Below are 18,236 nucleotides of genomic sequence, written 5' to 3'. Positions count from 1 at the left end.
CGAGGGAGCCCATGGACACGCCGGCTCTGGGGACTTCGGCCGCCCCGGACAGCGAGGCTTACGCCCGCAACGCCACATCCCACGCGGAGCTGGTCGAAGACCTCCGCAAACGCCTCTCGAGCGCCCGCCTCGGCGGGCCGGAGAAGTCGCGCACCCGGCACGTCGAGCGCGGCAAGCTGCTCCCGCGCGACCGCGTCGACACGCTGCTGGACCCGGGTTCGCCGTTCCTCGAGCTGTCGCCGCTGGCCGCGAACGGACTGTACGACGACGAAGCGCCGTCGGCGGGCATCATCACCGGGATCGGGCGCGTCTCCGGGCGCGAGTGCGTCATCGTCGCGAACGACGCCACCGTCAAGGGCGGCACGTACTACCCGATGACGGTGAAGAAGCACCTGCGCGCCCAGGAGGTCGCGCTGCACAACAACCTGCCGTGCGTCTACCTGGTGGACTCCGGCGGCGCGTTCCTGCCGCGGCAGGACGAGGTCTTCCCGGATCGTGAACACTTCGGCCGGATCTTCTACAACCAGGCGACGATGTCCGCGCGCGGCATCCCGCAGATCGCCGCGGTGCTCGGTTCGTGCACCGCCGGCGGCGCGTACGTCCCGGCGATGAGCGACGAGGCCGTCATCGTCCGGAACCAGGGCACGATCTTCCTCGGCGGCCCGCCGCTGGTGAAGGCCGCGACCGGCGAGGTCGTCACAGCCGAAGAATTGGGCGGCGGCGACGTCCACTCGCGCCAGTCCGGCGTCACCGACCACCTGGCCGACGACGACGCGCACGCGCTGCGGATCGTCCGCTCGATCGTCTCGACGCTCGGGCCGCGCACGCCGCGCCCGTGGGACGTCCTGCCGACCGAGGCGCCGGCCGTCGACCCCGCCGAGCTGTACGGCGTCGTGCCGACCGACTCGCGCACACCGTACGACGTGCGCGAGGTGATCGCGCGGATCGTCGACGGCAGCCGGTTCGGCGAGTTCAAGAAGGAGTACGGCTCGACGCTGGTCACCGGGTTCGCCCGGATCCACGGCCACCCGGTCGGCATCGTCGCGAACAACGGCGTCCTGTTCGCCGAGTCCGCGATGAAGGGCGCGCACTTCATCGAGCTGTGCGACAAGCGCTCGATCCCGCTGTTGTTCCTGCAGAACATCACCGGCTTCATGGTCGGCAAGGCGTACGAGGCCGGCGGCATCGCCAAGCACGGCGCGAAGATGGTCACCGCGGTGGCCTGCGCGCGGGTGCCGAAGTTAACGGTCGTTATCGGCGGCTCTTTCGGCGCCGGCAACTACTCGATGTGCGGCCGGGCGTACTCGCCGCGGTTCCTCTGGATGTGGCCGAACGCGCGGATCTCGGTGATGGGCGGCGAGCAGGCGGCGTCGGTGCTCTCGACGGTCCGCCGCGACTCGATCGAGGCACGCGGCGGTGAATGGTCCACAGAGGACGAAGAGACGTTCAAGGACCCGATCCGCGAGCAGTACGAGGCGCAGGGGAGCCCCTACTACTCGACCGCGCGGCTGTGGGACGACGGCGTGATCGACCCGGCCGACACCCGCACGGTGCTCGGCCTCGCGCTCTCGACCGCGGCGAACGCGCCCCTTTCCGATGTCAACTACGGCGTCTTCCGGATGTGATGATGTTCGACTCAGTGTTGGTCGCCAACCGCGGCGAGATCGCGGTGCGGGTCATCCGCACGTTGCGTGACCTCGGCATCCGCGCCGTCGCCGTCTACAGCGACGCCGACGCCGACGCGCGGCACGTCCACGAGGCGGACACCGCCGTCCGGATCGGTCCGGCCGAAGCCGCGCGCAGTTACCTGTCCATTCCGGCCATGGTGGACGCGGCCGTGTCGTCGGGGGCGCAGGCCGTGCACCCGGGGTACGGCTTCCTGGCCGAGAACGCCGAGTTCGCGCGGGCCTGCGAGGCCGCCGGGCTGGTGTTCATCGGGCCGCCGGTCGCCGCGATCGACGCCATGGGCGACAAGATCCGCGCGAAGGCGACGGTGTCGAAGGCGGGTGTCCCGGTTGTGCCCGGAGTGTCCGATGTGGACATCACGGACGGCGATTTCGCCGCCGCCGCGGCCGGTGTCGGCTATCCGCTGCTGATCAAGCCGTCCGCCGGTGGTGGCGGCAAGGGCATGCGGCTGGTGCACGCTCCCGAGGAGCTGGACGACGCCATCGAGTCGGCCCGGCGCGAGGCCAAGAGCTCGTTCGGCGACGACACGCTGCTGCTGGAGCGGTTCGTCACGACCCCGCGGCACATCGAGATCCAGGTCATGGCCGACACGTTCGGGCACGTGATCCACCTCGGTGAGCGCGAGTGCAGCCTGCAGCGGCGGCACCAGAAGATCATCGAGGAAGCGCCGTCGGTGCTGCTCGACGAGGCCACCCGCGAGAAGATGGGCACCGCGGCCGCGGAGGCGGCGCGCTCGGTCGGGTACGTCGGCGCGGGCACGGTCGAGTTCATCATGTCGGCGCACAACCCGGACGAGTTCTTCTTCATGGAGATGAACACCCGGCTGCAGGTCGAGCACCCGGTCACCGAGCTGGTCACCGGCCTCGACCTCGTCGAGTGGCAGGTCCGCGTGGCAGCGGGCGAACACCTTTCCGTCACGCAGTCGGATGTGGTTTTGAACGGTCACGCCGTCGAGGCCCGGGTGTACGCCGAGGATCCGGCACGCGGCTTCATCCCGACCGGTGGCACGGTGCTGGCGGTGCACGAGCCGTCCGGAGACGGCGTGCGCGTCGACTCGTGGATGACGCCCGGCGCGGTGATCGGCTCGAACTACGACCCGATGCTGGCCAAGGTCATCGCCTGGGGCCCGGACCGCGCGGCCGCGCTGCACCGGCTCGACCGGGCGCTGGCCGACACGGCAGTGCTGGGCGTCGGCACGAACACCGCGTTCCTGCGGGGATTGCTGGCCGACACCGACGTCCGCGCGGGGCGTCTCGACACCGAGCTGGTCGACCGCCGGCTGTCCACACTGGTCTCTTCGGACGTGCCTGCGGAGTTCTTCGCCGCGGCCGCGCTCGATCGGTTGCTGGAGCTGCGGCCGTCGGGATCCATTGTGGACCCGTGGGACGTCCCGGACGGCTGGCGGATGGGTGCGGCCGGCGGAGTCGTGTTCCGGTTGAAGTCGGGCCGGACGTCGGCGGTGGTCCGGGTGGAGGGCACGCCTTCCGCGGCGACGGTGTTCGTCGACGACGCGGAGCCGGTGCGCGTCTCGGCCCGGCGTGACGGATCCCTTCTGGAGGTTCGCCACGGCGGCGTGTTCCACCGGTACCGCCACGCGTCCGGTCCTGATCGGACGGTGTGGCTGGCGCGCGACGGCCGGAGCTTCCCCTTCGGGGAGCAGGAGTTCGTGCTGTCGTCGCGCGGCGAGGCCGCAGGTGCCGGGCCGGTCACCAGCCCGATGCCGGGCACGGTGCTCGTCGTCAAGGTCGCCGCGGGTGACGTCGTGCGCGCCGGGACGCCGTTGCTGGTCGTCGAGGCGATGAAGATGGAACACACGGTCACGGCGCCGATCGACGGCGTGGTCAGTGAACTTCCCGTCCGGGCCGGCCAACAGGTCGCGCTCGACGAAACCCTTGCCCTAGTCAGCCCCCAAGAGGAGCAGCAGTGATCGACTTCCGCCTGGACGAGGACTACGAGTCCCTCCGCAAGACGGTCGAGGACTTCGCGCACGCCGAGGTGGCGCCGGTGATCGGCGCGCTCTACGAGAAGGAAGAGTTCCCGTACGAGATCGTCGCGAAGATGGGCGGGATGGGCCTGTTCGGCCTGCCGTTCCCGGAGGAGTTCGGCGGCATGGGCGGCGACTACTTCGCGCTGTGCCTGGCGCTGGAGGAACTGGCGCGCGTCGACTCGTCGGTGGCGATCACCCTCGAGGCGGGCGTTTCCCTCGGCGCGATGCCGATCTTCCGCTTCGGCACGCAGGAGCAGAAGGAGAAGTGGCTCCCGTCGTTGTGCGCGGGCACGGCTCTGGGCGGCTTCGGCCTGACCGAGCCGGGCGGCGGATCGGACGCGGGCGCGACCCGCACGCGAGCGCGCCAGGACGGTGACGACTGGGTCATCAACGGCAGCAAGGCGTTCATCACGAACTCGGGCACGGACATCACCCGCCTGGTCACGGTCACCGCCGTGACGGACGTGATGGAGAACGGCCGCAAGGAGATCTCGGCGATCCTCGTCCCGTCCGGCACCCCGGGCTTCGAGGTCGCACCGAAGTACTCGAAGGTCGGCTGGAACTGCTCGGACACGCACGAACTGTCCTTTTCGGACGTCCACGTCCCGGTCGAGAACCTCATCGGCGCCCGCGGCCGCGGTTACGCCCAGTTCCTGTCGATTTTGGACGAAGGCCGCGTCGCGATCGCCGCGCTGTCGGTGGGCCTGGCGCAGGGCTGCGTCGACGAGTGCCTGGGGTACGTGAAGGACCGCGTCGCGTTCGGCAAGCGGATCGGGGAATACCAGGCGATCCAGTTCAAGATCGCCGACATGGAGGTCCGCACGCACACCGCGCGCCTGGCGTACTACCAGGCGGCGTCGAAGATGCTGCGCGGCGAGCCGTTCAAGAAGGAAGCGTCGATCGCGAAGCTGGTGGCTTCGAACGCGGCGATGGACAACGCGCGCGACGCGACGCAGATCTTCGGCGGGTACGGCTTCATGAACGAGTACCCGGTGAGCCGGTTCTACCGCGACGCGAAGATCCTGGAGATCGGCGAGGGCACGAGCGAGGTCCAGAAGATGCTGATCTCCCGCCACCTCGGCGTCGGCTGAGCTAACGCGCGATCCCTCGCCTGCGAAAGTCCTCAGGGAGGGTGAGGATGAAGCGGTTCGCGGTCGCAGTGGTGGGTGCCTGCCTGGTCGCGGGATGCGCACCCGAGGTGCCGGTCGACGACGGTCCGAAGTTCGGCACCCCGTCGCCGACCGCGACGGTCACCCTGGCCCCGCCCAGCCCCACGCCGACAACCTTCCCGGCCGGCTACCCCAAGGTTGTGCCCGTGGGTTCGCTTCCGGCCAGGCTGCGGGACAAGTACCGCGCCGATGGCGCAACCGAGGCCGTCCAGCTCGCCCCGGGCGTGTGGTCGCCGGTGCAGGAGAGCGCGGCCATCGTGACCACGCGTGTCCTCGACGGCTACTGCGCTTCGGTCAAGGCGTTCGAGCGGCAGTATCGGGAGGGCCGAACCTACGGTGGTGCCTGCTGGTGAGTGCCGCCGGCGTCGGGAAAGCGCGCCCGCGCGTCCGCCTGGTCCGGTAAACAGGGGGCATGGACAACACCGTCATCCGATCGGGTGACCCTGGGGACGCCGACATACTGCTGCGCTTCTTCGACGAAGCCGTCGAGTGGCTGGTCGCGCGCGGCAGTGCGAAGCAGTGGGGGACCGAGCCGTGGAGCGACGTCCCGAAGCGCGTCGAGCGGGTCCAGGGCATGGTCGCCGACCCCGGGCTGCGCATCGCGATGGTCGGCGGCGAGCCCGCGGGTGCGCTGATCGTCTCCGAGGAGCACGACCCGCACGTGCCGGCCGTCGACGAGCGTGAGCTGTACGTGCGGCTGCTGATCACGTCCCGGCGGTTCGCCGGCCGGCGCGTCGGCGGGCGGCTCGTCGAGTACGCGCTCGACGAGGCCAAGCGCCGCGGCATCGACCTCGTGCGCGTCGACTGCTGGGCCGGCGGCGACGGCGATCTGCAGCGCTACTACGAGAGCCAGGGGTTCAAGCCGACCGTGCGGTTCGACGTCGACGGTTGGACCGGTCAGGTGCTGGAGCAGCGTGTGGGGTAGCGCGATCCCGGCCCGGGAGCGACACTGTTGACGCGTTGCCAACAGACGGAGGAGTCGCCATGGCCGAGCATCTCGCGGGCAAGGTCGTCGTCATCACCGGCGGTGGGCAGGGGATCGGCGCGGCGACCGCGTCGGCGCTGTCCCGGCTGGGCGCGCAGGTCGTGATCGGCGACCTCGACCAGGTCCGGGCCGAGAAAACGGCCGGTGAGCTGGGCGCCGAAGCGCTGCCGCTGGATGTCACCGACATCCGCGGCTTCACCGGGTTCCTCGACGAGGTCGAACGCCGCCACGGCCGCATCGACGTGCTGATCAACAACGCCGGCATCATGCCGCTCGCCGCCCTCGAGGAGGAGAGCGACGCGACGACCCGGCGGCAGCTCGAGATCAACCTGCACGCCGTCATCCACGGCACCCGCGAAGCGATGAAGCGGATGCGCCCGCGCCGCAGCGGGCACATCGTCAACGTCGCGTCGTTCGCCGGCAAGGCGGGCTTTCCGGGCGCGGCGACGTACTGCGCCACCAAGCACGCCGTCGTCGGGCTGTCCGAGGCCGTGCACCTGGAGCTGCACGGCTCCGGCGTGCACGTCTCCTGTGTGATGCCCGCGATCGTGCGGACCGAGCTCGCGAGCGGTCTCGGCGAGGCGAAGCTGTTCAAGTCCGCGAGCCCGGAAGACGTCGCCGACGCCATCGTCGCCACGCTGCGGAAGCCGAAGTTCGACGTCTTCGTGCCCCGGTCACTGGGGCCTATGGGCAAACTCACGGGACTGCTGCCGCGGCGGGCCGCCGAACTGCTCGCGCGGACGCTGAAAGCGGACCAGCTTTTGGCTTCAGCGGCCCATTCCCCGGCTCGTGCGGCGTACGAAGCGCGGGCCGCGGAGAGTGCGCCCGGGGCGGCCGCGGAGTAACTCGGACGGCCTAGCGACTGTCCGAATTGGACGTGCTTGCGGGGTGCTTGCAGGTGTGGCGTGGTTGAGCCGGGCGCGCCCGCACTGGCAAGATTGCCGGGTATTCCCCGGGGGACTCCAGGAGGCAACGGACATGGCTTCACCGCCCGCACGGCTGGCCGCCGCGGCGTCGAACGTGGTCGGCAAGGTGCTGCACGGCGGGGTCGCCGATCTCCGCCCGATGCCGCGGGTGCTGATCGACCAGGGCCCGAACCGCTCGGTCTACCGGATGACGCACAGCAGCCGACCGGTGTCGGGGCCGCCGATCCTGCTCGTGCCGCCGCTGGCCGCGCCGGCGATCTGCTTCGACCTGCGCCGCGGCTGCAGCCTCATCGAGCACCTCGTCGAGGACGGCCGCAACGCCTACCTCGTCGACTACGGCATGGTCGCGTTCTCCGACCGGCGCCTGGGCATCGAGCACTGGATCGACGAGGTGCTGCCGCGCGCGATCCGCAAGGTCAGCGCGGACGCCGGTGGCCAGGCCGTGCACCTGGTGTCGTGGTCGCTCGGCGGCATCTTCTCGATGCTGGTGAACGCCGACCAGCCGGACCTCCCGATCGCGTCGATCACGGCGATCGGCTCCCCGGTGGACTTCACGGCGATCCCGATCGTTGCCCCGTTCCGCCCGCTGGTCGACCTGACGGGCGGCCACCTGCTGACGCCGATCTACCGCGCGTTCGGCGGCGCACCGTCCTATTTGGTCAGCCGGGTCTTCAAGGCGACGGGTATCAGCAAGGAGATCACGAAGCCGATCGCCATCCTCAAGAACCTCGACGACCGGGACTACCTGGCCCAGATCGAGGCGGTGGACCACTTCATGGACAACATGTACGCCTACCCGGGCCGCACGTTCGGCCAGCTGTACCACCGCCTGTTCCGCACGAACGACCTCGCGGAAGGCAAGGTCGACCTGAACGGCCGGGTGATCTCGCTGTCGACGGTGAAGGTCCCGACGCTGGTGGTGGCGGGCCAGAACGACACGATCGCGCCGCGGGCGTCGGTCGAGCGCGTGGTGGAACTGCTGGACAACGCCCCCGAGGTCCGCTTCAAGACCGCGCCGGGCGGGCACCTGGGCGTCCTGACCGGACGCAAGGCGCGCGGCACGACGTGGCGCTACCTGGACGAGTTCCTCGACGACCGGATCTCAGCCGACTAGGTCGACGTCGAACGGCTCGGCCGCGCTGTAGTGGAGGTCCGCCCACACGGCGCCGGGAACTTCGTAGCGCCGGTGGGACGTCAGCCTCGGGTCGTAACCCGGGGTTTGCGCGGGGTTGTGGCCGATGCCCGTGTGGTCCGAACCCCACGCGAGGATGCCCGGCACCCACATCGGTTTCGTGGAACCGTCGCCGCCCAGCCGCGGGCGGACGACGATCGCCGAGCCCGGGCTGCCGGACAGGAAGACGCGGACCGTGTGCTCACCCGCGTCCGGCGGCGTGACGGTGATGCGTTCCAAGATCTCGACTCCTGTCGTGCCGGGGGCGCCGGTGGTGGCGCGCTGGCGGAGCCAGCCGGTGTCGATGCCGACCGGGTCGATCTTGCGGCCCGCGGGGACGCAGACGTCCTTGTGCCCGGCGTAGCGCTCGACACCGCGGGACATGTAACGCAGCAGCGCGGCGACGAGCTTCGGGTAGGCGTCGCGCTGCGCGTCCGTCCAGACGCCGTTGCCCGCGGACTCCGCTTCGATGCCGAGGAACTCGTCGTTCAGGTCGAGGAACCCGAGCCAGCGGGACGCGCCGGCGTGGTAGGCGCACCCGGCGGCGACGACGTAGATCGTGCCGCTGCGCCCGAGGCCGAGGTTGCACAGCGGCCCGGCCAGGTCGGGGCGGCCGTTCGTGACGACGTCGAGGGACGGGTAGTCGCCCGGCGCGGAATCGGCGGTGGCGGTGTGGTGCCCCACGACGCCTTCGACGACGCGCATGCCGCCGTGACCCCGGGTCTGCCACCCGGCGACCTCGACGACGGGGTAGCCGGTGCTGCGGGCGGCGTCGACGAGCCAGGGGACATACACCGCTCAGCCCTCCAGCGCGTCGTAGGCGCCGGAGTCGGCTTCGGTGTCGGGCGCGTCGTGAGCGGCGATCCGCGCGGCGAGCGCGGCGCGGGCTTCGTCGAGGGTCTTCGGGTTCTGCCGCCCGGCGTCCCACCCCTCGGCGGCCCACTCCTCGGGCGTCTTGATCGGAGTGGTGTCACCGGGCTCGTGCACAACGTCGTTGTCGGTCCTGGCGGGTTCGGTCACAGTCGGCCTCCGACGGCGAGACTACCGGAGGCCGACTGCCGGCGACCTACTTCAGCTGAGCACTCGTCTTCCCCAGCACCCGGCGAGCCACGATGAGCTGCTGGATCTGCTGGGTCCCCTCGAAGATGTCGAGGATCTTCGCGTCCCGCGCCCACTTCTCCAGCAACGACTCCTCGCCGTACGCCCCGGTCAGCTCGACGCACTTCAGCGCGATGTCCACCACCGAACGCCCGGCCTTGGCCTTCGCCATCGACGCCTGCAGCGAGTTCGGCTTGCGGTTGTCGGCCATCCACGCCGATTCCAGCGTCAGCAGGTACGCCGACTCGTAGTCCGCTTCCAGGCGGAGGAACTCGGCCGCCGCCGCGTGCTGGGTGTGGGCCGGGCGGTCGTAGTCGATGACCACTCCCGCGTCGGTGAGGATCCGGCGCGTCTCCTCCAGCGCCGCCCGGGCGACGCCGATCGCCATCGCCGCCACCAGCGGGCGGGTGTTGTCGAACGTCTGCATGACGCCCGCGAAACCCTTGGCCGTGTCGATTTCCGCCGTGCCCAGCAGGTTCTCCGCGGGGACGCGGCAGTTCTCGAAGCGCAGCACCGCGGTGTCGGACGCGCGGATGCCGAGCTTGTGCTCGACGCGCACCACCTCGAAGCCCGGCGTGCCCTTCTCGACCACGAACGACTTGATCGCCGCGCGGCCCTTCGTCTTGTCCAGCGTCGCCCACACGACGACCGCGTCGGCGCGCTCGCCGGACGTCACGAAGATCTTCTCGCCGTTGATGATGTAGTCGTCACCGTCCAGCCGGGCGGTCGTGGTGACCGCCGCGGAGTCCGAGCCGAAACCGGGCTCGGTGATCGCCATCGCCGCCCACAGCCCGGAGAAGCGCTTGAGCTGCTCGTCGGTCGCGACCGAGCCGATCGCCGCGTTGCCCAGGCCCTGGCGCGGCATCGACAGCAGCAGGCCGACGTCACCCCAGCACATCTCGATGGTGCCGAGGACGACGTTGAGGTTGGCGCCGTTGCGGTTGCCCTTTTCCTTCTCGTCCTTGGAGCGGCGGACGCCCGCGGCGCCGGCGCCGCCCTCGCCGGAGGAGTTGAGGCCGTCCAGCAGCGCCGCGAACATGTCCAGCTCGGCGGGGTAGGTGTGCTCCGCGCGGTCGTACTTGCGCGAGATCGGCCGGAACACCTCGGCCGCGGCCTGGTACGCCTGGTTGATCAGCGCGCCGGCCTTCTTGGGAGCTTCCAGGTTAATCATCGTTAACGCCTTTCCGAAACCTAGAGAAGGACGGCGCCTTCCATGACGCCGATGGCGCGCAGGTCCCGGTACCAGCGCTCGACCGGGTGCTCCTTGACGAAGCCGTGCCCGCCGAGCAGCTGCACGCCCGCGTTGCCGATCTGCATGCCCTTGTCCACGGCCAGCTTCCGGGCCAGCGCGACCTCGCGGGCGTAGGACTTGCCCTGCTCGGCCCGCGCCGCGGCGCGCAGCGTGACCAGCCGCAGGCCCTCCAGCTCGATCGCGATGTCGGCGACCGAGAACGCCACGGCCTGCCGGTGGCTGATCGGCTCGCCGAATGCGACGCGCTCGTTGACGTAGGGGACGACGTAGTCGAGCACGGCCTTCGCGGTGCCGGTGGCCAGCGCCGCCCAGCCCAGCCGCGAGAGCCGGACGAGCTCGGTGAAGACGTCGAGCTTGCCGCCGCCGAGCAGCGCGCCCGCGGGCAGCGCCACCTTCTCCAGGTGCAGCTTGCCGGTCGCGGCGCCGCGCAGGCCCATCGCCGGCTCGGCCTCGATGGTCACCCCGGCGTTCGACGATTCGACGAGGAACAGCGCCGGACCGCGGCCTTCGAGGTCGGCGGAGACGATGAACAGCTCCGCCTGCGCCGCGCGCGGGACCAGCGACTTCACGCCGTCGAGCTGGTAGCCCTTGGGGGTGCGGCGGGCCTTCGTCGCGGGCTTGAACGGGTCGTACAGCGCCCGCTGCTCCTGCAGCGCGAGCGCGGCGGCGGGCACGTTCTCGCCGACGAACGCGGGCAGGTAGTCGGCCTGCTGCTGCTCGTCGCCCCAGCTGACCAGCGCCGTGCTGACCGCGGACGGCGCGAGCACGGCGACCGCCAGCCCGAGGTCACCGTGGGCGAGGGCCTCCGCGACCAGCGCGTTGGTGACGACCGACCGTTCGGTGCCGACGCCGCCGAGCTCCTCGGGGATGCCGACCAGGCTGATGCCCAGCTCGGCGGCCCTGCTCAGCAGGCCTTCCGGGGCTTCGAGCTTGGCGTCGGCGTCCGCGGCGGCCGGGCGCAGCTGCTCGGCGGCGAACTCCTTCACGGTCTCGACGATGAGCTGCTGGTCCTCGCTCGGCGTCAGGTCGAACAGCCCGGTGTCGTTCGCCGGCGCGAGCCGGGCGGGCTTGCCCAGCTTCCGCACCGACGTGAACGACCGGGTGGCCGCGCCGGCGGCCCGGAAGCCGTTGCGCGTCCCCGCGGTGACCAGGCCTTCGATGGGCTTGCGCAGCCCGGCCCGATCCACGACTTTGCTCCCGGCCAGCCGGGTCAGCGCGGACAGGCCCCAGCCCATCGCGTCCCGTTTCCTTGGCGCAGCCATTGTGGCCCTCCATCCGCGTTACCTACTCGCGAGTAGGTTAACGTGGTATGCGGCTTCGCGCCAGTGCGGGGTCAGTTACGAGTGAGTCAGCCGCGCCGACGCCTCCCACAGCTCCCGCGCCACGGCGGGATCGCTGTCCGCGGGACGCCGCCGGGCCGGCTTCGGCGTCTCGCCGGATCGCCCGCCCGGGCCGATGTAGGCGTTGCCCGGGACGTCCTCGGTCGCGGCGAAGAGCGTCGGCAGCGCGCCGTACTCCGCCTTCTTCTGCGTGATCAGCGGGTAGAGCGCCTTGACCAGCGTCGCCTGCACGCCGCCGGCGTGCCGGTCGAGCCCGGTCCGCGCGACACCCGGGTGCGCCGCGACCGCCAGCACCTTGCTGCCGGCGTCGGTGAGCCGGCGCTGCAGTTCGAGCGTGAACAGCAGGTTCGCCAGTTTCGACTGGCCGTACGCCCGCATCGGCGAGTAGCGGCGGTGCTCCCAGTTCAGGTCGTCGAGACGGATCCGCCCCGTCCTGGAGAGACCCGAGGCGACGGTCACGACGCGTCCGGTGAGGTACGGCAGCAGCAGGTTCGTCAGCGCGAAGGGCCCGAAGTGGTTCACGGCCATGTGCGTCTCGAAGCCGTCGACGGACTTGCCGTACGGGACGGCCATCACGCCGGCGTTGTTGACGAGGACGTCGAGGTCGCCGGACCAGCCGTCGGCGAAGGCGCGCACCGAAGCGAGGTCGGCGAGGTCGAGGCGCCGGACCTCGGTATCGCCGGGGGGCGGGGTGACGCGGGCGGGGTCGCGCACGGCGAGCACGACGTGCGCGCCGCGGGCGGCCAGATCGCGGGCGGTGATGGCGCCGAGGCCACCCGCGGCGCCGGTGACGACGAAGGTGCGGCCGGAAAGTGAAGGGGTCATGGGACCAGCGTCGCCGCGGCGCGCGGACCGTGGCAGAGCGCGCCGATCGGGGGATCGGCGATCCCTGGCACCGCGCGCGGAAGGGCCGATAATCAGGGGTGTGGACCGTCCAGCGCTCGCCGACTTCCTGCGCCGCCGCCGTGAGGCGCTGAGCCCGGAAGACGTCGGGCTGCCGCCGGGACAGCGTCGCCGCACGGCCGGCCTGCGCCGCGAGGAGGTCGCGACGCTCTCGGGCATGTCCACCGACTACTACACGCGGCTGGAACAGCGGCGCGGACCGCGGCCCTCGGAGCAGATGCTGGCCGCGATCGCGCGCGGCCTGCGGCTCACCCTCGACGAGCGCGACCACCTGTTCCGGCTGGCCGGGCACACCGCGCCGACGCGGGTCTCGCGCGCCGACCACGTCAGCCCGCCGCTGATGCGCGTCCTGGACCGGCTGCACGACACCCCCGCCCAGGTGATGTCGAACCTCGGCGAGACGCTCGTGCAGAACCCGCCGGCCAAAGCGCTGCTCGGCGACGAAACCGGCCACACCGGGCCCGCGCGCAGCGCCGTCTACCGCTGGTTCACCGATCCGGCGGAGCGGCGGATCTACCCGGAAGCCGACCGCGTCCGGCACAGCCGGTTCCTGGTGGCGAGCCTGCGGGCGACGTCCGGCAGCGACCCCCGGGCCGCGGACCTCGCGCGGCTTCTGAGCGCGAAGAGTGCGGAGTTCGCGAAGCTGTGGGACGCACACGAAGTCGAGGTGCCGTCGGAGCGGCGCAAGACGATCGTCCACCCGAGCTTCGGCCCGATCGACCTCGACTGCCAGCTCCTGTTCACCGACGACCTCGCGCAAGTGCTGCTGGTGTTCACGGCCACGCCGGGCACCGAAGACGCCGAGAAGCTCCAGCTGCTTTCGGTCGTCGGCCCGGAGCTGCTCGAGTCGTCATGAGTGGTCGGCGTGCACCTGCTTGCGCCAGTCCGCGAACTGCAGGCGTTCGAAGGCGATGAGCCCGAGCACCACCGCGGCGACGATCAGGACCAGCACCGCGGCGGGCACGTGCGCCAGCAAGGGCGTCACCGCGACCAGCAGGACCGCCAGGACCAAGCGCTGGTGGTTCCAGCTGCCGAGGTTGCGCTTGCGCAGTGAGCTCAGGGCGATCAGGTAGAGCGCGAGCCCGCCGGTCAACGTCCAGATCGGCACGCCGTGCAGCGCCTCACCCGGCGCGTGGTGCTCGGTGTCGGCGACGTAGAGCAGCGCCTTCTTCAGCCCGAGGGCGACGAGCACGATCCCGGCGATCAGCGGCAGGTGCAGGAACGTGTAGGAGTCGGTGGCGAGCTTCGCGCGCTCACGCCCGGTCGCGCGGGTCAGCCGATGCTCGGACACCCGCGCGACGACGTCGAAGTAGGTCCACCACATCCCGGCGGCCAGCGCGAGCCCGCACACGGCCGCCCCGGTGACCGGCCACGACATCGGCAGCGCCCCGATCCCGATGCCGATCGCGACGATCGACTCCCCGAGCGCGATGATCACGATCAGCCCGAACCGCTCGGCGAAGTGCGCCGGCGAGTTCAACCGCCAGCCGTCCGGCCCGGTCAGGTAGACGTTGAGGTAGTCGACGAGCAAGGCGACCACCCACAACCCCAGCTGCCACGGCCCGCTCAACGTCGTCGCGACCCCGAGCAGCACCACGCTCGGCAGCAACCCGACGAACATCCGGAGCAACACGCGCTTGAGCCCGGCATCATGCCGAGCGGCGCCCAGGTAGGCGACAAGGTGCAGCAGCCGCACGACGGCGTAACAGACCACGAAGAGGACGGGCGCGAACAACCCACCGGGATGATCGACAAAGGCCTCGGGAATGGTGAGGGAGACGAGGAACATCACGGCCATCGCCCCGAACATCGCAAGCCGGGCGATCCCGTGGTCGACGTGGATGGTGGTCCCGAGCCAGGCATAGGAGCACCAGCACCACCAAAGAACGGCGAGCATGGCCAGCCCCTGCCCCACCCCGAGGGGGCTCAGGTGGTCGGCCATCAGCTGGGTGGTCTGGGTGATGGCGTAGACGAAAACCAGGTCGAAGAAGAGCTCGATGGTCGAGACGCGGTGGTCCTCATCCGCGCTCACCAGGTGCAGGCGTCTCGTGGGCACGCCGAATTATGTCCAGTGCGGCCCTCTGACGTCCGCGTTTCGCGGTAACGCCCTGCGCGAACATAGCCGTGCGTGCATCCGTCTGGGACACTGAGTGCGGGACGTGGGGAGGTGGGCCGTGCATCCCTATCCGGCCGCGCTGCACCGGACGATCATGGTCGTCGATATCGCCGGCTACAACGACCCGAAGCGCACGATGGCTCACCTGCACGAACTGCACGAGGGATTGTGGGCGGTCCTCAAGGGCACGTTCGCCGAGACCGGCATCCCCTGGGACGTCTGCTTCGTCGAAAACACCGGCGACGGAGCGATGATTCTTCTGCCGCCCGAGATCGCGAAGGCGGACCTCGTCGCGCAGTTCCCGGAGCGGATGCACGCGGAGCTGCGCCGGTACAACGCGGTGCACTCCGAAGCCGCGCGGATGCACCTGCGGCTCGCGCTGAACGCCGGCGAGGTGGGGCAGGGTGGGCACGGCTCGGTCAGCAAAGCCGTGAGCTTCGCGTTCCGGCTGCTGGACGCGCCCGCAGCGAAGGCCCTGCAGAAAGCCACGGGTGCGGAACTGGCCCTGATCGCCGCCGACACGTTCTACCACGATGTCGTGACCGAGGACCCGGCCGCGGCCCCCGGTGAGTACCGGCGGATTCCGGTGGCGGTCAAGGAAACCACGACGACCGCGTGGTTACGCCTTTTGGGTGCCCCGCCGGTCGAAGCTGTGGTGCCGGTATCGCGCCCGCGTCTCGAGCCCGGCGACCGGCCGGCGCCTTTCGCGGCGTTGGTCGAAGCGCTCTTGGCGGTCACTTGCGTGCGGAACGAGGAAAGCCGCCGGCTCCTGCTGGGGATGGTTCCCCGGCGGGAAATCGCGGCAGCGGTTCCGCACCAGTCAGAAGATCGGCTGCACGTGATCGAACTCGCGCGCACCTGCGAACGGTACGAAGGCGGTCTCGAGGAACTGCTCGCCACGGTGCGCCTGCTCGACCCGGGATCGCCGCAGGTCGAAGAGCTGGCCGCCGTGATCGCGAGCCGCGCGGGTATTCGAGTTCGTTAGCAGTTGTCCGGCTTTTGCCCCTTTTCCGGTGTCACCGAATAGGTAGACTCGCGATCTTCGGGGCACTTCGCGGGGGCGGGAGGTGGTACGCCGGTGTCGGCAAGGCAAGGGCGGCCCTCCCTCGGTATCCCGATTCGCCGCGCACTCGTGGACGTCCTCGTGGTAGCGGGTTTCGCCGACGACAAGTCCATCCGCACTTTGATGGTCGCGGAGTTGCGGCGAACTCTTGACCACCCCTTCACCGTGCCGGACCAGCTGGCCCCGCGTGCTCAGCTGATCGAGATCGTCAACGGCTGCAGCGTGCTCGACCACGGCCTGCCGACGCTGGCCGACGTGCTCGAATTCCTCCGACCGGGGACGAAGGAGTGCACCCAGTTCCGCGATCTGGTGGATTCCCTGCCATTGCGCGATGTGGTAACGGAATCGGATCAGGAGCAGTTCCGGCAGCAACTCCAGGGGTTCGTGCCACCCGGGCTTCGGGCGGCCGTTCGTCGCGCCGCCCGGCACGTCTTCCCGGCACCGCTCTTCCCGGACGCGGCGGAGGCCTTCTCCGGCCTTGCGGACTTCAACGCCGCGCCCGGAGAGCTGCCACCGGTCGTGGCCTTCGCCGAGTTGATCTCGGCCGAATGCGACGAACAGCTGGCCGCGAACCTGCGCAGGTGGTCTGACGGACAGGCTCACCGGCTTCGGCTCGAAGGCGCGCTTCGCGCGCTTCGTTCGCAGGTCACCCCATCGCGGTCGGGACGGCTGCACCTGACGATCATGATCAGCCCTGACCCGGTCGACGCGGATCGGCACGAGATTTCCCACTGGCGGCAGGACGACCCGGACGATTGGCCACCACCTCGCGGCGAAACCGTCGTGGCCACCACGGCGGAACTCGAAGACGAAGTGGCGAAAACGATCTCCGGGGCGGAAGAAGCGTGGTCGGAAAGTGAAGCGGAAGTCGCCATCGAGTTCGTGCTCCCGCGCGGTTTGCTGGATCTTCCGGTGCACACCTGGCGCACGGAGCGTGAACTCGGCGGGCCGCAGCCGTTGTACATGGCTTATCCGACGGTTATTCGTTCACTGGAACGGATGAGCTCCCGGCGTTCGCACCGGGTTTGGCGCCGACGGTGGGCTTCTTGGACGGAGCAGCCATCCGTCGAACGAGTGTATTTCTGCGAGCCCGGCGACACCGAAGATCACCAACACCTCGACGCGGTTTTCAGCGACGAGCGGTGGCTCATGACGGTGCTGACCGCGACTCCGCCGTCGAACCCGATTCCCGGCCGGGACGAGCTTTTCGCCGCTTTACGAGCGGGCTTGCCGGTCGTCGTTTGGCACCCTACGGTCTCTTCGGAAGTCGTGCGCGAGGTGGTAACCTGGTTGGCCGGAAGTGACGATTTGGGGAATTTGCCGGCACTGACCCGGAAACACCGGCTCGACGCGCTCCGAAATCGGTCGTCGTCCCCGGATGGCGGCATCATAGGGGATCTGGTGGTGCTGTGGGACGACCCGAGCCGGATGCTCCCTCTGGGCGACGGCGGAACCGGCCCGGTTCCGGGAGAAGGTGCCGATGAGCACGACCGAGCGTTCTGAAAGCACGCACGACTGGTGGATCTACCGGGGCACCGGTCATCCGCTGCAGGACACGCACCTGGCCGATCGGCTGCCACCGCCACCGCCGTGGCGCGACTTCCGCCGGGACGACGAGCCGCTGGCCGTCGACGTGCCGCAGGACGACGCCGAGACCGACCGGCGCCTGGGCGTGGAACTGAGCTTCACCGCTGGTCAGGCCGACCGCGCCGAAGTCGACATGGTCAACGCCGCGTTGTACCTGCGCCGCCCGCTCCTGGTGACCGGGAAACCCGGCAGCGGGAAATCCACCCTGGCCTATCGGATCTCCCGCGAGCTGCGGCTGGGGCGCGTGCTCCGCTGGTCGGTCACTTCGCAGACCACATTAAAATCCGGGCTCTACGACTACGACGCCATCGGCCGCCTGCAGGCGTCGCAGGCCCGTGGTTCCGGTGCGGGTGACACCGGCACGGAGGATCGGCCAGTCGGCGACTTCTTCCGGCTGCGCGAACTGGGGACGGCGTTCCTGCCACGGCGGCTGCCCCGGGTCCTGCTCGTGGACGAACTGGACAAGGCCGAGTCCGACCTGCCCCACGACCTGCTGTCGATCTTCGAGGACGGCGAGTACCTCATCCCGGAGCTCGCGCGGGACGCCCGTCGTTCGCCCGTCGCCGAGGTGTTCACGGCGGATCCCGGCTACACGGCGGAGATCGAGAACGGGGTCGTCCGGTGTTCGGCGTTCCCCGTCGTCATCATCACCAGCAACGGGGAACGGGACTTCCCGCCCGCGTTCCTGCGCCGGTGCCTGCGCCTGGAGATGAAGGATCCCGGGCCGGCGAAGCTGGCCGCCATCGTCGCCGCGCACGCCCTCGACCCGCAGCACCGCGCGGTGCAGATCGAGGACTTCGTCGCGCGGCGCGCGGCGCTCGGTGGACTGCCCGCGGACAAGCTGCTCGACGCGATCTTCCTGGCGACGTCCGGGGCGTACCAGCCGGACGACCCGGGCTGGCCGAGTCTGGTCGAAGGACTCTGGCAGCACCTGAACCAGCAGGGGCACTGAA

The 18,236-nt window shown here is 70.2% G+C and carries 17 protein-coding genes; 11 read left to right on the top strand and 6 right to left on the bottom strand.

Going from position 1 to position 18,236, the window contains the following annotated elements; translation table 11 throughout:
• The first annotated feature begins 11 nt into the window (after positions 1-11).
• From OHS18_RS23280 to OHS18_RS23250, 7 genes are all read left to right on the top strand, one after another.
• Positions 12-1,625, top strand: coding sequence for a carboxyl transferase domain-containing protein (locus OHS18_RS23280; RefSeq protein WP_328449326.1), 1,614 nt, complete (start codon positions 12-14; stop codon positions 1,623-1,625).
• Between the two features lie 2 nt (positions 1,626-1,627).
• Complete coding sequence (locus OHS18_RS23275; protein WP_328612402.1) at positions 1,628-3,613, top strand: acetyl/propionyl/methylcrotonyl-CoA carboxylase subunit alpha; 1,986 nt, start codon at positions 1,628-1,630, stop codon at positions 3,611-3,613.
• Positions 3,610-4,764 carry an acyl-CoA dehydrogenase family protein gene (locus tag OHS18_RS23270; protein WP_328612401.1) on the top strand — a complete coding sequence of 385 codons (1,155 nt, stop codon included), beginning with the start codon at positions 3,610-3,612 and terminating at the stop codon, positions 4,762-4,764. The genes OHS18_RS23275 and OHS18_RS23270 overlap by 4 nt, the downstream gene beginning before the upstream one ends.
• 47 nt (positions 4,765-4,811) lie before the next feature.
• Positions 4,812-5,195, top strand: a complete 384-nt coding sequence (locus OHS18_RS23265) for a hypothetical protein (protein WP_328612400.1) — start codon at positions 4,812-4,814, stop codon at positions 5,193-5,195.
• A 59-nt stretch (positions 5,196-5,254) separates the two neighbouring features.
• Complete coding sequence (locus OHS18_RS23260; protein WP_328449336.1) at positions 5,255-5,767, top strand: GNAT family N-acetyltransferase; 513 nt, start codon at positions 5,255-5,257, stop codon at positions 5,765-5,767.
• A 59-nt stretch (positions 5,768-5,826) separates the two neighbouring features.
• Positions 5,827-6,672 (top strand): SDR family oxidoreductase, encoded by an 846-nt coding sequence (locus OHS18_RS23255; RefSeq protein ID WP_328618488.1) that lies wholly within the window; start codon positions 5,827-5,829, stop codon positions 6,670-6,672.
• A 133-nt stretch (positions 6,673-6,805) separates the two neighbouring features.
• On the top strand, positions 6,806-7,867 hold the full coding sequence (locus OHS18_RS23250; RefSeq protein WP_328449340.1) for an alpha/beta hydrolase: 1,062 nt from the start codon (positions 6,806-6,808) through the stop codon (positions 7,865-7,867).
• Here OHS18_RS23250 and OHS18_RS23245 read toward each other — a convergent pair.
• From OHS18_RS23245 to OHS18_RS23225, 5 genes are all read right to left on the bottom strand, one after another.
• On the bottom strand, positions 7,856-8,719 hold the full coding sequence (locus OHS18_RS23245; protein WP_328449342.1) for a peptidoglycan recognition protein family protein: 864 nt from the start codon (positions 8,717-8,719) through the stop codon (positions 7,856-7,858). The two genes, OHS18_RS23250 and OHS18_RS23245, sit on opposite strands and share 12 nt — an antisense overlap.
• A 3-nt stretch (positions 8,720-8,722) precedes the next feature.
• Positions 8,723-8,944: a hypothetical protein gene (locus tag OHS18_RS23240; RefSeq protein WP_328449344.1), complete on the bottom strand. Its 222-nt coding sequence runs from the start codon at positions 8,942-8,944 to the stop codon at positions 8,723-8,725.
• 46 nt (positions 8,945-8,990) lie between these two features.
• Positions 8,991-10,193, bottom strand: coding sequence for an acyl-CoA dehydrogenase family protein (locus OHS18_RS23235; protein ID WP_328449346.1), 1,203 nt, complete (start codon positions 10,191-10,193; stop codon positions 8,991-8,993).
• A gap of 20 nt (positions 10,194-10,213) precedes the next feature.
• The gene (locus tag OHS18_RS23230) at positions 10,214-11,509 is read right to left on the bottom strand and encodes an acyl-CoA dehydrogenase family protein (RefSeq protein ID WP_328618563.1); all 1,296 of its coding nucleotides are present in this window, start codon (positions 11,507-11,509) and stop codon (positions 10,214-10,216) included.
• 102 nt (positions 11,510-11,611) lie between these two features.
• Positions 11,612-12,439, bottom strand: a complete 828-nt coding sequence (locus OHS18_RS23225) for an SDR family NAD(P)-dependent oxidoreductase (protein WP_328618487.1) — start codon at positions 12,437-12,439, stop codon at positions 11,612-11,614.
• 100 nt (positions 12,440-12,539) lie between these two features.
• Here OHS18_RS23225 and OHS18_RS23220 point away from each other — a divergent pair, with 100 nt between their 5' ends.
• Positions 12,540-13,373, top strand: a complete 834-nt coding sequence (locus OHS18_RS23220) for a helix-turn-helix transcriptional regulator (RefSeq protein WP_328618486.1) — start codon at positions 12,540-12,542, stop codon at positions 13,371-13,373.
• Here OHS18_RS23220 and OHS18_RS23215 read toward each other — a convergent pair.
• Positions 13,368-14,573 (bottom strand): low temperature requirement protein A, encoded by a 1,206-nt coding sequence (locus OHS18_RS23215; RefSeq protein WP_328618485.1) that lies wholly within the window; start codon positions 14,571-14,573, stop codon positions 13,368-13,370. The genes OHS18_RS23220 and OHS18_RS23215 overlap by 6 nt on opposite strands.
• A gap of 118 nt (positions 14,574-14,691) precedes the next feature.
• On the opposite strand from OHS18_RS23215, the gene OHS18_RS23210 reads away from it, so the two are divergent.
• The 3 genes from OHS18_RS23210 (at position 14,692) to OHS18_RS23200 (ending at position 18,235) form a co-directional block, all read left to right on the top strand.
• Positions 14,692-15,618 (top strand): effector-associated domain 2-containing protein, encoded by a 927-nt coding sequence (locus tag OHS18_RS23210; RefSeq protein ID WP_328618484.1) that lies wholly within the window; start codon positions 14,692-14,694, stop codon positions 15,616-15,618.
• A gap of 147 nt (positions 15,619-15,765) precedes the next feature.
• Positions 15,766-17,199 carry a VMAP-C domain-containing protein gene (locus OHS18_RS23205; protein WP_328618483.1) on the top strand — a complete coding sequence of 478 codons (1,434 nt, stop codon included), beginning with the start codon at positions 15,766-15,768 and terminating at the stop codon, positions 17,197-17,199.
• Positions 17,177-18,235, top strand: coding sequence for an AAA family ATPase (locus OHS18_RS23200; protein WP_328618482.1), 1,059 nt, complete (start codon positions 17,177-17,179; stop codon positions 18,233-18,235). The genes OHS18_RS23205 and OHS18_RS23200 overlap by 23 nt, the downstream gene beginning before the upstream one ends.
• The last annotated feature ends 1 nt before the right edge of the window (position 18,236 follow it).

The organism is Amycolatopsis sp. NBC_00355 (genome assembly GCF_036104975.1).
Classification (GTDB): domain Bacteria; phylum Actinomycetota; class Actinomycetes; order Mycobacteriales; family Pseudonocardiaceae; genus Amycolatopsis.
The sequence above is the reverse complement of the archived record's forward strand: the minus strand, read 5'-3'. Positions and strand labels throughout refer to the sequence as shown.

What these genes read in the sequence shown, in the direction of transcription:
- OHS18_RS23230 (WP_328618563.1), bottom strand. Translation starts at nt 11,509, where the DNA reads ATGGGCTGGGGCCTGTCCGCGCTGACCCGGCTGGCCGGGAGCAAAGTC.
- OHS18_RS23280 (WP_328449326.1), top strand. Translation starts at nt 12, where the DNA reads ATGGACACGCCGGCTCTGGGGACTTCGGCCGCCCCGGACAGCGAGGCT.
- OHS18_RS23200 (WP_328618482.1), top strand. Translation starts at nt 17,177, where the DNA reads ATGAGCACGACCGAGCGTTCTGAAAGCACGCACGACTGGTGGATCTAC.
- OHS18_RS23235 (WP_328449346.1), bottom strand. Translation starts at nt 10,193, where the DNA reads ATGATTAACCTGGAAGCTCCCAAGAAGGCCGGCGCGCTGATCAACCAG.
- OHS18_RS23260 (WP_328449336.1), top strand. Translation starts at nt 5,255, where the DNA reads ATGGACAACACCGTCATCCGATCGGGTGACCCTGGGGACGCCGACATA.
- OHS18_RS23265 (WP_328612400.1), top strand. Translation starts at nt 4,812, where the DNA reads ATGAAGCGGTTCGCGGTCGCAGTGGTGGGTGCCTGCCTGGTCGCGGGA.
- OHS18_RS23250 (WP_328449340.1), top strand. Translation starts at nt 6,806, where the DNA reads ATGGCTTCACCGCCCGCACGGCTGGCCGCCGCGGCGTCGAACGTGGTC.
- OHS18_RS23255 (WP_328618488.1), top strand. Translation starts at nt 5,827, where the DNA reads ATGGCCGAGCATCTCGCGGGCAAGGTCGTCGTCATCACCGGCGGTGGG.
- OHS18_RS23275 (WP_328612402.1), top strand. Translation starts at nt 1,628, where the DNA reads ATGTTCGACTCAGTGTTGGTCGCCAACCGCGGCGAGATCGCGGTGCGG.
- OHS18_RS23225 (WP_328618487.1), bottom strand. Translation starts at nt 12,439, where the DNA reads ATGACCCCTTCACTTTCCGGCCGCACCTTCGTCGTCACCGGCGCCGCG.